Annotated in this window: 14 protein-coding genes; 5 read left to right on the top strand and 9 right to left on the bottom strand. The window is 36.5% G+C overall.

Going from position 1 to position 13,609, the window contains the following annotated elements; all coding sequences use genetic code 11:
* Window positions 1-10 precede the first annotated feature (10 nt).
* Window positions 11-1,033, top strand: coding sequence for a hypothetical protein (locus tag BUA76_RS11535; protein WP_072884957.1), 1,023 nt, complete (start codon window positions 11-13; stop codon window positions 1,031-1,033).
* Between the two features lie 127 nt (window positions 1,034-1,160).
* Window positions 1,161-2,957 (top strand): translation elongation factor 4, encoded by a 1,797-nt coding sequence (lepA, locus tag BUA76_RS11530; protein WP_072884956.1) that lies wholly within the window; start codon window positions 1,161-1,163, stop codon window positions 2,955-2,957.
* Between the two features lie 64 nt (window positions 2,958-3,021).
* On the opposite strand, the gene BUA76_RS11525 is transcribed toward lepA, so the two are convergent.
* Together BUA76_RS11525 and BUA76_RS11520 are read right to left on the bottom strand one after the other, a co-directional pair.
* Entirely contained in the window at window positions 3,022-3,516 is a 495-nt protein-coding gene (locus tag BUA76_RS11525) for a hypothetical protein (RefSeq protein ID WP_072884955.1), read from the bottom strand.
* Window positions 3,517-3,837: 321 nt separating this feature from the next.
* Window positions 3,838-4,479, bottom strand: coding sequence for a DUF1579 domain-containing protein (locus BUA76_RS11520; RefSeq protein ID WP_072884954.1), 642 nt, complete (start codon window positions 4,477-4,479; stop codon window positions 3,838-3,840).
* A 122-nt stretch (window positions 4,480-4,601) separates the two neighbouring features.
* Here BUA76_RS11520 and BUA76_RS11515 point away from each other — a divergent pair, with 122 nt between their 5' ends.
* The 3 genes from BUA76_RS11515 (at window position 4,602) to BUA76_RS11505 (ending at window position 7,450) form a co-directional block, all read left to right on the top strand.
* A complete protein-coding gene (locus BUA76_RS11515; protein WP_072884953.1) occupies window positions 4,602-5,297 on the top strand; it encodes an NUDIX hydrolase in 696 nt (231 codons plus the stop codon).
* A 120-nt stretch (window positions 5,298-5,417) separates the two neighbouring features.
* Complete coding sequence (locus tag BUA76_RS11510; RefSeq protein ID WP_072884952.1) at window positions 5,418-5,828, top strand: BrxA/BrxB family bacilliredoxin; 411 nt, start codon at window positions 5,418-5,420, stop codon at window positions 5,826-5,828.
* 104 nt (window positions 5,829-5,932) lie between these two features.
* On the top strand, window positions 5,933-7,450 hold the full coding sequence (locus BUA76_RS11505) for a GH3 auxin-responsive promoter family protein (protein WP_072884951.1): 1,518 nt from the start codon (window positions 5,933-5,935) through the stop codon (window positions 7,448-7,450).
* A 60-nt stretch (window positions 7,451-7,510) separates the two neighbouring features.
* Here BUA76_RS11505 and BUA76_RS11500 read toward each other — a convergent pair whose 3' ends face one another.
* The 7 genes from BUA76_RS11500 to BUA76_RS11470 all read right to left on the bottom strand — a co-directional run bounded on the left by BUA76_RS11500 (window position 7,511) and on the right by BUA76_RS11470 (window position 13,537).
* Complete coding sequence (locus BUA76_RS11500) at window positions 7,511-7,918, bottom strand: hypothetical protein (RefSeq protein ID WP_072884950.1); 408 nt, start codon at window positions 7,916-7,918, stop codon at window positions 7,511-7,513.
* A gap of 35 nt (window positions 7,919-7,953) precedes the next feature.
* Window positions 7,954-8,286, bottom strand: a complete 333-nt coding sequence (locus tag BUA76_RS11495) for a hypothetical protein (RefSeq protein ID WP_072884949.1) — start codon at window positions 8,284-8,286, stop codon at window positions 7,954-7,956.
* A 107-nt stretch (window positions 8,287-8,393) separates the two neighbouring features.
* Entirely contained in the window at window positions 8,394-9,389 is a 996-nt protein-coding gene (locus BUA76_RS11490; RefSeq protein WP_072884948.1) for an endonuclease/exonuclease/phosphatase family protein, read from the bottom strand.
* A 6-nt stretch (window positions 9,390-9,395) separates the two neighbouring features.
* Complete coding sequence (locus BUA76_RS11485; RefSeq protein ID WP_072884947.1) at window positions 9,396-10,124, bottom strand: rhomboid family intramembrane serine protease; 729 nt, start codon at window positions 10,122-10,124, stop codon at window positions 9,396-9,398.
* Between the two features lie 3 nt (window positions 10,125-10,127).
* Window positions 10,128-11,915, bottom strand: a complete 1,788-nt coding sequence (gene mutL, locus BUA76_RS11480; protein WP_072884946.1) for a DNA mismatch repair endonuclease MutL — start codon at window positions 11,913-11,915, stop codon at window positions 10,128-10,130.
* A 262-nt stretch (window positions 11,916-12,177) separates the two neighbouring features.
* Window positions 12,178-13,017 carry a YoaK family protein gene (locus BUA76_RS11475; protein WP_072884945.1) on the bottom strand — a complete coding sequence of 280 codons (840 nt, stop codon included), beginning with the start codon at window positions 13,015-13,017 and terminating at the stop codon, window positions 12,178-12,180.
* A 25-nt stretch (window positions 13,018-13,042) separates the two neighbouring features.
* Window positions 13,043-13,537 (bottom strand): hypothetical protein, encoded by a 495-nt coding sequence (locus tag BUA76_RS11470; RefSeq protein ID WP_072884944.1) that lies wholly within the window; start codon window positions 13,535-13,537, stop codon window positions 13,043-13,045.
* Window positions 13,538-13,609 lie beyond the last annotated feature (72 nt).

The following is a 13,609-nucleotide window of genomic DNA, read 5'->3' as shown; positions in this document are numbered from 1 at the left end:
AAAATTAACCATGAAAAAGAGCATTTTATTAACTTTACTTGTAATTTCAGCTTTATTTAAGGCTCAGAAAAATCAATTTATAGAACTCAAAAGCGGGATAAAAGACAAAAGCCACATTGCTCAATCTCTTACTTTACTTGATAAAAGAGAAGATAAGTTTATAGGAATAGTATCCCATAGAAAAGAACCTTACGAGATAAAATTTGAAAAAGATGATCTTGAAAAATTGTTCTCAGACTGGTTTTCAGAAAATAATAAGGATAAGGGAAATACCCCATATTTCCTTATACTGGAATATCTTAAAGTTAGCGATATACCAACCGAAAGAACCCTTACAGGTCATTTGGAGATGCGAATATCTACATTTTTAAAAAGAAAAGATCACTATTATTTCCTAAAGAAAAGCATGATTTCAAAAGATTATCCTCAGAAAGATCATGCTTATATCACAAGAGTTATAGCCGCCAGGATATCTTCAGAAATTGCAAATATTGTAAAAGATTCATATTCTGAACAAGGCCTTGATATTGCTGTTTCTGAGTCTGATCTTTCTAACTATGAGAAAATAATATCTGAGCAATTACCGGTTTATTCTCAGCCTCTTATTGATGGTGTTTATAAAGATTATAAGTCATTTGCCGAGCAAAAGCCCGATAAAGAACTTACAATACGGAAGAATAAAGACGGGGTGATAAAAGGAGTAAAAAGACTGGATGGTTATGATAATCTCAGTAAAGATGTTTTTGCAATTGTTGATAATGGAATTGCTTATAAAAAAACACCAGTGAATATTATTGAGATGGAGAAGGGGAGCGATGGCTATTTTATCACCGCATCCGAGGAGGAAATTTTTCCGCAGTCCAATACCGCTGTATATGCCGGTGTAGGAGGTGCAATTGGAGGACTCGTTGTTTCTGTAATAGATGTTGCCGCGACAAAAATCCGCAAACAAAATGCGAAATATTACAGAGTAGAAATTGACAGACTTACAGGAGAATATATTTTACCTGAAAATTTTGGTAAATCCAGATAATCAAAGTAATTAGCAGTTTTATCAACTTACAAATAAAAACCGTATTGTAGATTAATTTTTGTCCTCTGAAATTAGAGCAAGGAATTATCCTGCATTTTATTATCTTTGCAAATTACAAGATTCTTAAATGAAAAATATACGAAATTTTTGCATAATCGCTCATATTGATCACGGTAAAAGTACCTTGGCAGATCGTCTTCTGGAGTATACCAATACGGTGACTCAAAGAGAATTGCAGTCTCAGACCCTGGATGATATGGATTTGGAGAAAGAACGTGGGATCACTATCAAATCTCACGCGATCCAGATGGATTATGAATACAAAGGAGAAAAGTATACCTTAAATCTTATTGATACACCGGGACACGTAGATTTCTCTTATGAGGTTTCCCGTTCCATTGCTGCCTGTGAAGGGGCGCTTTTGATTGTAGATGCAGCACAAAGTATTCAGGCGCAAACTATTAGTAACTTATATTTAGCTTTGGAAAATGATCTAACCATCATTCCAATTCTCAATAAAATCGATCTTCCTTCTGCAAATCCTGAAGAAGTAACCGATGAAATCATGAACCTGATCGGCTGCGAATATGAAGATGTTTTAAGAGTTTCAGGTAAAACAGGAGAAGGAGTTCATCATTTGCTTGAGCAAATCGTTGAAAGAATTCCGGCTCCGGTAGGAAATCCCGACGGCCCGCTTCAGGCGCTAATTTTTGATTCGGTTTACAATCCTTTCAGAGGAATTGAAGCCTATTTCAAAGTGGTAAACGGCAGTATTTCCAAAAATGAAAAGGTTAAATTCTTTGCAACAGGAAAAGAATACGGAGCTGATGAAGTGGGGACTCTGAAGCTGAAGCAGGTTCCGAAAAAAACGATCCAGTGTGGAGATGTAGGATATTTGATTTCGGGGATAAAAGATGCCCGAGAAGTAAAAGTAGGAGATACCATCACTTCATTTGAAAATCCTGCAGATGGCCCGATTGAAGGGTTTGAGGAAGTAAAGCCAATGGTTTTCGCCGGTATTTATCCTATTGATTCCGAAGATTTTGAAGAATTAAGATTCTCTCTTGAAAAATTAAGACTGAATGATGCTTCGCTTGTTTTCGAACCGGAAAGTTCAGCAGCATTAGGTTTTGGTTTCCGATGCGGATTTTTGGGAATGCTTCACATGGAAATCGTACAGGAACGTCTTGACCGTGAGTTTAACATGAACGTGATCACAACGGTTCCGAACGTATCTTATTTCGGATATTCCAAAAGAGAGCCGGAAGTTCCTATTTTGATCAACAACCCTTCCGAAATGATGGATCCTACGATTATGGATAGGGTAGAAGAGCCTTTCATTAAAGCTTCCATCATTACGAAATCGGATTTTGTTGGTCCGGTAATGACCTTATGTATTGAAAAAAGAGGAGAAATCGTTAACCAGAGTTACTTGACTTCAGAAAGAGTAGAATTGGTTTTCAATATGCCTTTGGCAGAAGTGGTTTTCGACTTTTATGACCGTTTAAAATCCATTTCAAAAGGGTATGCCTCATTTGATTATCATCCGATCGGATTCAGGGCTTCCAAGCTTGTAAAAATGGATATCCTGATCAACGGGGATATGGTAGACGCTTTATCTTCCCTGATTCATGATTCCAATGCCTATCACATCGGTAAAAAAATGTGTGAAAAACTTCGTGAGCTGATCCCAAGACAGCAGTTCGATATTGCCGTTCAGGCTGCATTGGGGACAAAGGTTATTGCAAGAGAAACGATTAAAGCGTTAAGAAAAGACGTTACCGCAAAATGTTACGGAGGAGATATTTCCAGAAAGAGAAAACTTTTGGAGAAGCAGAAAGAAGGTAAAAAGAAAATGAAGCAGATCGGTAGAGTAGAAGTACCGCAATCAGCATTTATGGCTGTTTTGAAGTTGAATGATTAGTAATAAATGAGCCAAGTAAAGGCAAAAGATAAAAGTAAATCCGCAGATTTTTCTGCGGATTTTTTTATTCAATAAATCCTTCATGAAGCATTTTTCTTATAATATTTTCATCAACAGAAATTTCGAATTCTTTTGATTCGGCAGTTCCAAATTCGATTTTTGCTTTTGTATGCTTTCCTTTTTTAAAGTAAGGACAAGAATAAACTAATATTTCATTAGGCTTTAATTCAAAATATGAAATTTTTTGTAACCCGCTTCCCCGTAATATATAATTACTATTTCTGACATATCGAAATTGAGTATTGTTTAAAATCCAAAGATCAACACTTTTAGCATCAGTAGGAATTTTCAAAATCTTAGTGGAAATATTTTTTATAATTACAGGAAAAGCCTTGTATTTCTTTATTTCGTTGGTTTTGTAATATTGTTTATAAAGAGGAATTGTATCTTTTTCTCTGACAAGAACTGATAAATTCTTACTATTTAATGGGTCTGTGAAAACTTCGTTGGTTTCAAGAATTTTAATCTTTTCTGGTCTGAAGAAAGATTGTTGTACCAATTCAATAGAATCTTCAAACTTTTTTCTTGTTTTTAAATCTTGAACTTCATTTTCATAATATATTTGTAATATTTTATATCAATATGAGGACGAATTTCGCCAATATAGATCAGTGATGTGCCTCGGGTGAGTCAAATCATCATTAAACTCTTGAAAAATCAGCTTCTCATCTTTCGGAAAGTTCAAAGTAATATTATCTGCAAAATTTTTTTCCCCATTGCACCCCGTTAACAATACAATTAACAACAAAAAATATCTCTTCATTTAAATTTTAATGAATTTTTAAATGTATAAAACCACTTCCAACGGAAGCAGTCTTATTTATTTCTTACGGGTATATTTTATTTCCATAGTTTTAAACTCTTTTCCAGTTTTAGGATCAGGACCGTACATTTCCATTTTTTGGGTGTTATCATCTACAAATGTGAAGACTTCCCTTACATTACAATCTTTTCCTGGTCTTGAAGGATCGGTCATTTTTCCTTTAAATTCTATAGATTTTGTAGAAGCATTCCATACACCTTCCATATTCATAATTCCCGTTCCCATGTTATCGATCCATGAGCTTACAAATTTTTTCTTTGAATTGTCATAACCGACAATACTGATTCCCTCAAAAGGCATTCCCATCATATCACCTTTGTGGGTACTCATCTGGTAACGTCCGTCAAAAACCATTTTATTGGCTGCTTCAGATTTGCTCATCATAGGCAGGCTTCCGTTTTCCATCCACATGGTTGTTTCTCCGACCCAGTTTCCGTCTGATTGGGCAAGCATTTGTTGCATTTCGCCCGGAGTTGCATAATCCATCCAGGCCTTTGTAGCGGTTGCGGAATCTACGGGTTTCCATTCTTCATGAGCTGTAGAATCCGTTGTATCGGATGAAGTTTTTACATCCATTTTCACTTTATCGCAGGAGATAATTAACGAAGCTGCAAAAACAGCAAGTAAGAATTTTTTCATAATTAGTTCGTTTTATGTTGTTTATAAATGTAATAAAAAATAAGACTCAAATAAATTTTATTTTGATGTGATACTCTTTTTCTAAATTGTAATTTTGTGTAATCACAACACAAATCAGCATCATGAACACTCCAAAAAAGTTACAGGATATAAAAGTAGCGGTAGACGCTGTTGTCTTCGGGTATTTTGATAAAAAGGATCTTCAGGTTCTTCTCATCAAAAGAAATATTGAACCGTTTAAAGGAGGCTGGGCGCTTCCCGGCGGACTGGTCTTGGATGATGAAAACCTTGATGATGCAGTGAAAAGAGAATTATATGAAGAAGCCGGCATAAGACCGGATTTCCTGGAGCAGCTCTATACTTTCGGAAATGTGGGACGCGACCCTAGAAACAGGGTAGTTTCCGTGACGTATCTGGGACTGGTAAACCCTTCTTATTACAAACTTTCTGCTGATTCCGATGCGGATGATGCCCAGTGGTTCAGTGTGAATGAGCTTCCGGAGCTCGCTTTTGATCACCATACCATCATTGACACGGCATTAAAAAGGCTTCGTACTAAAATTCAGTATCAGCCGATAGGATTTAATTTATTGAATGAAGAATTTCCTTTTTCAGACCTCGAAAATTTATACAAAACCATTGTCGGAAAAGAGATTGACCGTCGAAATTTCCGAAAAAAAATAATGAGCTACGGCCTTTTAAATGAAACCGAAAACGTAAAAAAAGAAGGCAGCGGCAGACCCGGAAAGCTTTTCACTTTCAATCAGGAAAAATATAAAGAGCTGGAAGAACAGGGATTTTATTTTGAGATTAAATAATAATGTCCTTGGCCGTGAAAAATTATTCACCATTTCATTTACCAAAGAGACTAATAGTTTTTATATATTGAACAAAACTAAAGAATTGCTTAAATTTGTACCTGATTTAAAAACAAAAATATGTATCCAACAGATTTAGTAATGCCAATGAAGGCTGAACTTACAGATAAAGGTTTTGAAGACCTGACAACTCCGTCTCAGGTAGAAGAAGCATTAAAACAACCGGGAACGACGCTTTTAGTAATCAACTCCGTTTGCGGATGTGCAGCCGGAGCGGCAAGACCGGGAGTGGTATATTCTTTAACAGGCGATAAAAAGCCGGATCATCTTACTACCGTTTTTGCAGGTTTCGATACCGAAGCAGTGGTGGAAGCAAGAAAACACCTGGCTCCATTCCCGCCAAGCTCACCTTGCGTAGCGCTTTTCAAAGATGGTGAATTAGTACACATGCTGGAAAGACATCATATCGAAGGAAATCCTGCAGGAGCAATTGCTGCAAATCTACAGGCAGCTTACGACGAATACTGCTAAAAAAATTATATATCAACACGAGCCGTTACCCATCAGTAACGGTTTTTTTATTTTAACATAATAAAGTATTCTCTGAAAATGCAAATATTGTTATATTTGTTGGAATGGCAACGAAAGCACTTTTCAATACTGTGGTCAACTGGTTTATTCGTCAGAGAATAGACCAGATTCAGAATTTTATAGATCATCCTATTGAAACACAAAAAGGGGTTTTATTTTCCCAACTGTTTCATGCTGAAGATACGGAGTATGGCAAAAAGTATGGCTTTAATTCTGTTTCCAGCTATCAGGATTTTAAAAACAAAGTCCCGATCGTCACTTATGAGGAGATTGAACCTTATATTGAAAAGGCAAGACAGGGCCAAAAAGATATTACCTGGCCTGGTTATATAAAGCATTTCGCCAAATCTTCAGGGACTACCAATGCCAAGAGCAAATTCATTCCTATTTCCGCAGAAAGCCTGGAGTACTGTCACATGAAGGCAGGAAAAGACATGGTTTCCATCTATGCCAACAACCATCCGGAAAACCAGCTTTTTAATTATAAAAATCTCCGGCTCGGTGGAAGCTCGGAACTGTATGCGGATTTTAATACTAAATTCGGCGATCTTTCCGCGATTCTTATTGATAATCTGCCTTTTTGGGTAGAAATAACAACCACACCCAGCAAAAAGGTTTCGCTGATGGGAGAGTGGGAAAGCAAACTGAAAGCGATAATCTCTGAAGTTAAAAATGAAGATGTAGGCAGTATTCTGGGAGTTCCTAGTTGGATGATGGTGCTTCTTCAACGTGTTATAATTGAAGCTGGAATCAACAATATTTCTGAATTGTGGCCAAATCTGGAAGTTTTCTTTCACGGAGGAATCAGCTTTAAACCGTACCGGGAGCAATACAGACAGATTATCGGGAAAAATATTAATTATTACGAAATTTATAATGCTTCTGAAGGTTTTTTCGGGATTCAGGACCGGTCAAACAGTGATGAAATGCTGCTGATGCTGGATTACGGGATTTTCTATGAGTTTATTCCGATGGATCAGTTTCATCTTTCCAGTCCGAAAGTTGTGAACTTGGAAGACGTTGAAATCGGGAAAAACTATGCCATGGTCATTACCACGAATGGAGGCCTTTGGAGATACCTTATTGGCGATACGGTAGTATTTACTTCAATCAGTCCGTTCAGGATCAAAATTACCGGCAGAACGAAGCATTACATTAATGCTTTTGGAGAGGAATTAATGATTACGAATGTAGAATCTGCCCTTACCAAAGCGTGTGAAGAAACCAATGCTTCCATTTCAGATTTTACGGGAGCTCCTGTTTTTATGAAAGAAAACGAAGGCGGTGCCCACGAATGGATTTTCGAATTTTGTCGGGTACCGGATGATCTGGAAAGGTTTATTGATATCTTCGATAATCATTTAAAAGCCATTAATTCTGATTATGAGGCGAAACGTTATAACAATATGACGCTTAAAAGGCCGATTGTGCACATTGCAAAGCCCAATCTTTTTTATTGCTGGCTGGAGTCGAAGGGTAAACTGGGCGGACAAAATAAAGTGCCGAGATTAAGCAATGACAGAGAATATATTGATCCTTTGCTTGAACTTAATAATAAATAAAATTAAACAAAAACCGCAGCCCTGGACTGCGGTTTTATTTTAATGTCTAACGGGTATTATTTATCTGTTTAAATCTTCCTTAAGTTTTTTTGCGCCATCTTCTACTTTTCCGGCTCCTTTTGCAGCAGCATCTTTTACATCTTTACCTACTTTATCCGCTTCGGTTTTGATATCCTGTCCTGCTTTCTGAAGGTTTGCTTTAGCTTTATCCGCTGTAGCATCAATTTTATTTTTGGCATCTTCTGCGGCATTGTCTATCTTTTCTCCTGCTGCATTGATTCTGGATTCCGTCTTTTCTTTTACGTCATTAATCTTTGCCGTATCAACTCCCAATCCGCTTTCTGAAACGGTGGTGGTGGTTGTAACGCTTCCGTCCGGATTTTCTACCGTTTCGGTTTTTGATGTTGATTTGGTGCATGATATCATCAATGCTGCAATCATTAATCCTGATAAAAAGTTTTTTTTCATACGTATTGATAAAATTTTTAATTGAAATTCAAATATTATTCCTTTTTCACATCGCTGGCAGGTGTTTCGGAGGCCTTCTGTTTTTTCTCTTCTTCTGCTTTTTTCTTGTTTTCCTGCTCTATTTCTTCTTTGATTTTTTTCTCCTGTTCCTGAAGTTTCAGTGCCTCTTTCACAGAGTCCTGGTATTTTTGGGAAGACATCCTGATCTGTTCTGCAACATCAACCGATATGGCTCCGGTTGAAAAAGAATCAATGGCCATTGTATCATAGCTTGCCTTCGGGCTGTCTGCCGGATAAAGATCCTGCGGCTCTTTTTTCGAGCATGAGACGATTGAAAAAATAAAAAGGATAAAAAACACATTTTTCATGAGAACTAATTTAACAGAATTTCTGTAATTAAATGGCAGCCTGTAAAAGTTTTTATCAGAGATATTCTATTCAGACCGAATTATTTAAACAAAAATTAAATATTAATTTATTTTTCGAATTTAAATGTTGCAATAACAGGAAAATGATCGGAGAGTCTTACGGAACGGTCTACTTTATAGCTTAGCGGCTTTATTGAAGGCGAAGAGAAAATATAGTCAATTCTTATTGGGAATTTATAATCATGGAAACTGGTACCGCTTCCTTTTCCGGCTTCCACAAAAGCGTCTTGTAAGCCTTCAGGTAAATGATAATATTCGTAAGAATTAGGAACCGAGTTAAAATCTCCGGCCAGAATAACAGGATATGGAGACTCATCAATGCTTTTTCTTATTGCAATGATCTGTTCCTGGTGCATTTTAAAGGTTGGAATAAGTCTTTTCACTACATCTTTTACTTTCTGCTCATCTTCTTCACTGTTTCCGTTAAGCTTTACCATATTTTTTTGGAACTTAAAAGGCTGTAAATAAACATTGATAAACCGGTATATTTTTCCTTTGATTTCAATGTCGGTTTGTGATGCATACGCATTGTTATACTCATAATCACTTTCAATAAGTTGTTTTTGCTCTACAATCCTGTACTTAGAGAAAATTGTGATTATATGGCTTTCGGGACGATCTTTCAATTTGTTGAAATGATACTTTTTGTTTGCTCCGTATTCCTGTAAAAAAATGACATCAGGATTCTGGGCATTAACGAATGATTCAATATTCTCTTTTCCGTATAAACCGCCTTTAGCATTCAATGAAATAATTTTAAGATCGGGAGTTTCATTTTTCTGTGGTGTATAATTGATCCATCGTATGACCGGCTTGAAAAACAGCAGCCCGAAAAGTAAAAAAACGAATGCTCTTTTTTTCCAGCTGATAATCCAAAAAAGAGTGAGCACAACATATGCGATCATCAGTACGGGAAAACCTAAAGAAAGCAGATTGAGCCACGGAAATGTTTTCGGGGGTATATAGGCATTCAAAATAGTTCCAACCAATAGAAAGGCTATTCCTATGTGTACAATGAAAAATATAAGACGAATGATTTTCACGAATTTTTAATTGAATCGATATAAATGCTTTCTCCAGATTTTTGCAAGAATCCATCCTACTAACGCTCCACCTACGTGAGCCAGATGCGCAATACCTCCTACATTACCGGAAATTCCAAGCCAGACAGAACCTATAACAATAATTGGCAATAAATATTTAACTTTCATAGGAATCGGAATAAACATAATCCCGATTTTTGCATCAGGATAAAGCGTAGCAAAAGCTGCCACAACCCCGAAAATTGCTCCGGAAGCTCCTACCATTGGTGATGTTAATGCCATATAGAGATTATAAGCATCTTCATTATTTGTGTAAGGTGCCGGATTAAAATTAAATTTACTAAGATCTGCTTTTAAAAAAATATCTGCAACATTAACACTGGCATTGGTAAGATCATTAGTAAGTTGCTGGATCTCATAAAAATTCCATAGATTAAATAAGAAAAATGCGCCCAGTCCGCTCAAAAAATATAAAATTAAATATTTTTTCTCTCCTAAAGCCTGTTCAAGAACCGGCCCGAAACTCCATAGTGTAAGCATATTAAAAAGGATATGGGCGAAGCCTCCATGCATAAACATATGTGTAATGATCTGCCAAGACCTGAAATTGGGAGAAAAAGGATAGAATGCAGACAAAGAAGCATAGAATTGAGGAAATATAAAACCAACCGCAATAAATACAATTATATTGATGATGATAATATTTCTTGTTATAGGAGGAATACTATTAAACATACTTTAAAATTTATTTTTAAAATCATTAAACGGAACTTCAAAGAAGCATCTTTTCCCGTTCGGTAAAAATTCCGGGAATCCTAATGCCGTAAAATCTTTTATTAGCTGTTCCGCATCTTTTTTATAGATAAAATCAAATCTTGATTTCGACTGCATTTTGTTCCACTGATTCTGGTAAAACTGCACAAACTCCTCTTCCGTCTTGTATTCCAGAATATCAAAAAGATTTTCCAGGAATTTCATCACCTGGGTTTCTTTTAAACCTTCCGGTACGGCATCAATCCTCAGAACGCTTTCATGGGCGATGCTCATTTCAAATCCTAATTCAGGAAGGAATTTCTTAATGGATTTATATTTGTTTTTCTCAATTTCATTCATGTGGTATTCCAGAGAAAAAAGCAATGAATGGCTGTTCGTTGTTCCTTTTCGTACGGGCTTTGTATTTTCGGAGACCACCAGCCTGTGCATTCTTCCCAGATCCAGCATTAAGGTTTTATCTCCTTTATTAAATAACCAGTAGCCGTTCGGAAGCCTCATAAGATCTTCATCAAAATCTTCATCTTCAAAGAGGTTGATTTTTGAAGGTTCGGCTGAAATGTTCTGATGGTACATCTCGGCGAGATTCTGAATTTCTGCCTGTTTTACGCCTCTTTCTTCCAGAAACGGATTATAATCTTTATCTACAATGATTTCAGGCATTTTGATAAATCCGTTTCCGCCACCGTTGCTTTTGCTTGGAAATGTTTTCTGCATGATTTCATCCAGATGCGGATCTTTTTCAAAATCAAGGCTTGGCGCAACGTTGTAAATTCCGAGTGATCTTTTTATAGTAGAACGCAGCAATGCAAAGATCAGATGCTCATCTTCAAATTTAACCTCTGTTTTCTGCGGATGAATGTTTACATCAATTTTCTCAGGATCTAATTCCAGGAAAAGAAAAAATGTAGGAATATATCCCGGCAACAGCAGTCCTTCAAACGCTTCCTGTACCGCTTTATTGAAATACGGACTTTTAAAATATCTTCCGTTTACAAAAAGAAACTGTTCTCCTCTGGTTTTTTTGGCACCTTCCGGCTTAGCTACAAATCCGTGAAGCTTGCACCAGATAATATCTTCTTTAATAGGAATGAGCTGGGGCTGAAGTTTTCTCCCGAAAATATCCACAATACGTTGCATCTGGCTTCCTTTTCTCAATCTGAAAACCGCTTCATCGTCATGAAAAAGGGAAAACTCAAGATTTTCATGTGCCAGGGCAACCCGTTGAAATTCATCAATAACATGCCTGAATTCGATATTATTATTTTTAAGGAACTTTCTTCTGGCAGGAACATTATAAAAAAGATTTTTCACTAAAAAGTTGGAACCGTCTGCGGTCTGAACAGGATCCTGAAACTGAAATACTCCGCCTTCTATGTAGATATTGGTTCCTATGGTGGCATCTTTCTGCTTTGTTCTCAGTTCTACCTGGGATACCGCTGCAATAGAAGCCAGTGCCTCACCACGGAATCCTTTTGTTGCAATTTTAAAAATATCTTCCGTACCTCTGATTTTAGAGGTTGCATGTCTCTCAAAAGCCATCCTTGCATCCGTTTCAGACATTCCTTTTCCGTCATCCACCACCTGGATCAGGTTTTTTCCGGCATCTCTTACAATCAGTTCAATCTTTGTGGCATCGGCATCAATTGCATTTTCCAAAAGTTCTTTTACAATGGACGCAGGTCTTTGCACCACTTCTCCTGCTGCAATTTGGTTGGCTACATGATCCGGTAAAAGCTGAATAATATCTGACATAAAAAAAGTAAATCAACTTACAAAAATAGGGATTCAGAATAAGAATTAAAACAATAAACCCCTGAATTAAAATTTAATTATCAACATATCAACATTCCTGCAGGGCTTTTATTTTGTTGGAAACAGCTTCCAGTAAAGCATTTTCTTAAAAACACAATCCCCCAATTGCAGTACACAATTAGAGGATTGATTCACAGCTAGTTTACACAAAATTAATACTGATATGTATTGTCTTTAAATAGGAATTCTTTTATAAGAACATTTATTCTTCGAAAATAAGTTTTCTCTTCTTTTCTCCTTTTTGTTTGATTCCGGCACCTCCATGGATTTTATCGTACAGAAAAGCTAAAAAATTGGGTTTTCTGTAGATTTTGCTGTATCTGTATTGAGTATTGTAATGTCTAAGGTGGATTTTATAGGCATCGTATCCGATCACTACCAATAAACACAGACTGATTACATAAAAAACTCTAAACTCCAAATAATAATAGGTAAGACCTGAAAATACTGCTCCCAAAACATAGGCAAGCATAATGCTCATCAGCAATTTCGCCCTTGCTACCAGCTCCCCATTCTTCCTGAACTGTTTCTGGGTAAACATGGAAAACAGGATTCCCAAATCGGTGGTAGTACCGGTAAGGTGGGTCGTTTTCACGGAGAAGTTGGAAATACTTGCCGTTAAACCATTCTGTAACCCGGTTGCAAATAACATTAGAGCTACCAGATATTCTGTTTCCTCCAGCGTTTTACGGTAATAAAACTGTCCGTAGATTCCTACAAAAAGAAGGCAGGCTATTTCAAGCACCAAAGGCATGGCATGGGCGAAATATTTGCTTTTCCTGTTGAAGTTGATGACCATAAAATTGGATACAAAACCTCCGAAGAAGAAAAGAAAAATCCAGCCTCCCACTACGGCAACCTGCGACCAGTTGGCTTTACTGATTTCTGCGGCTAGGATAGCATAATGCCCTGTTACGTTGGACGTAAATGAAAGAAATATCAACAGGGAAGCAATATTTATAGTACCTGCCGTAAAGGCAGTCAGCGTTCCCAGTCTTATGTTGTCTCCCAACGTCCTGCTGTTACTATAATTCCTTAACATTTTTTAAAATTTTATGAGTCTGATTTTAAACTTCCACAAAGATTTCCGCCAGTCTTCCTTTTTCAGGCAGATGTTTTTTAAGTTCTACAGAGATTTCGTAGCTTTTAAGATCTTTGCATTTTCTGATATAAGGAATCAGATCAAACTTTCCGTTTCCTTTACTTTTGATAGACGGAGAATAGTAAGCCTCCTCGATATTTTCAGCTTTTACATAATTGTTAAAAGTTCTCTGGAAGCTTCCCGTGAAAATATCACACACGATTTTATTGATGAGGTGAGGATATTTATTTTTAATAATAGTATATGCTTCACAAAATTCTTGTGGCCTTAATTTATTGAAAATCGTACTTTTTGTATTAAAAAGAAGATCTCTGATAGAATCTCCCGTATCATATCCTGAAACCAAAAGAATATTGTACTGATTTTGGTCTTCCTTAGCATCTTTCTCTTTCATTACCTTCTTAAGAATATTCAAAGATTCAAGAGAATAATCTGTGGCTATTAAAATCGTCTTATTCATATTGTTGAGATTTAGGTTTCGTATTTATCTTTTTCGATGATACAAAACTAGAACGACCAGATTAGAAGTTCT

The sequence above is a fragment of the Chryseobacterium takakiae genome (assembly GCF_900129385.1).
GTDB classification, from domain to species: Bacteria; Bacteroidota; Bacteroidia; order Flavobacteriales; family Weeksellaceae; genus Chryseobacterium; species Chryseobacterium takakiae.
The sequence above is the reverse complement of the archived record's forward strand: the minus strand, read 5'-3'. Positions and strand labels throughout refer to the sequence as shown.

Excerpts from the sequence above, each read along its gene's own strand:
- BUA76_RS11535 (WP_072884957.1), top strand. The coding sequence starts at position 11 with ATGAAAAAGAGCATTTTATTAACTTTACTTGTAATTTCAGCTTTATTT.
- BUA76_RS11485 (WP_072884947.1), bottom strand. The coding sequence starts at position 10,124 with ATGTTTAATAGTATTCCTCCTATAACAAGAAATATTATCATCATCAAT.
- BUA76_RS11475 (WP_072884945.1), bottom strand. The coding sequence starts at position 13,017 with ATGTTAAGGAATTATAGTAACAGCAGGACGTTGGGAGACAACATAAGA.
- lepA (WP_072884956.1), top strand. The coding sequence starts at position 1,161 with ATGAAAAATATACGAAATTTTTGCATAATCGCTCATATTGATCACGGT.
- BUA76_RS11505 (WP_072884951.1), top strand. The coding sequence starts at position 5,933 with ATGGCAACGAAAGCACTTTTCAATACTGTGGTCAACTGGTTTATTCGT.
- BUA76_RS11520 (WP_072884954.1), bottom strand. The coding sequence starts at position 4,479 with ATGAAAAAATTCTTACTTGCTGTTTTTGCAGCTTCGTTAATTATCTCC.
- BUA76_RS11515 (WP_072884953.1), top strand. The coding sequence starts at position 4,602 with ATGAACACTCCAAAAAAGTTACAGGATATAAAAGTAGCGGTAGACGCT.
- BUA76_RS11470 (WP_072884944.1), bottom strand. The coding sequence starts at position 13,537 with ATGAATAAGACGATTTTAATAGCCACAGATTATTCTCTTGAATCTTTG.
- BUA76_RS11495 (WP_072884949.1), bottom strand. The coding sequence starts at position 8,286 with ATGAAAAATGTGTTTTTTATCCTTTTTATTTTTTCAATCGTCTCATGC.
- mutL (WP_072884946.1), bottom strand. The coding sequence starts at position 11,915 with ATGTCAGATATTATTCAGCTTTTACCGGATCATGTAGCCAACCAAATT.
- BUA76_RS11500 (WP_072884950.1), bottom strand. The coding sequence starts at position 7,918 with ATGAAAAAAAACTTTTTATCAGGATTAATGATTGCAGCATTGATGATA.
- BUA76_RS11510 (WP_072884952.1), top strand. The coding sequence starts at position 5,418 with ATGTATCCAACAGATTTAGTAATGCCAATGAAGGCTGAACTTACAGAT.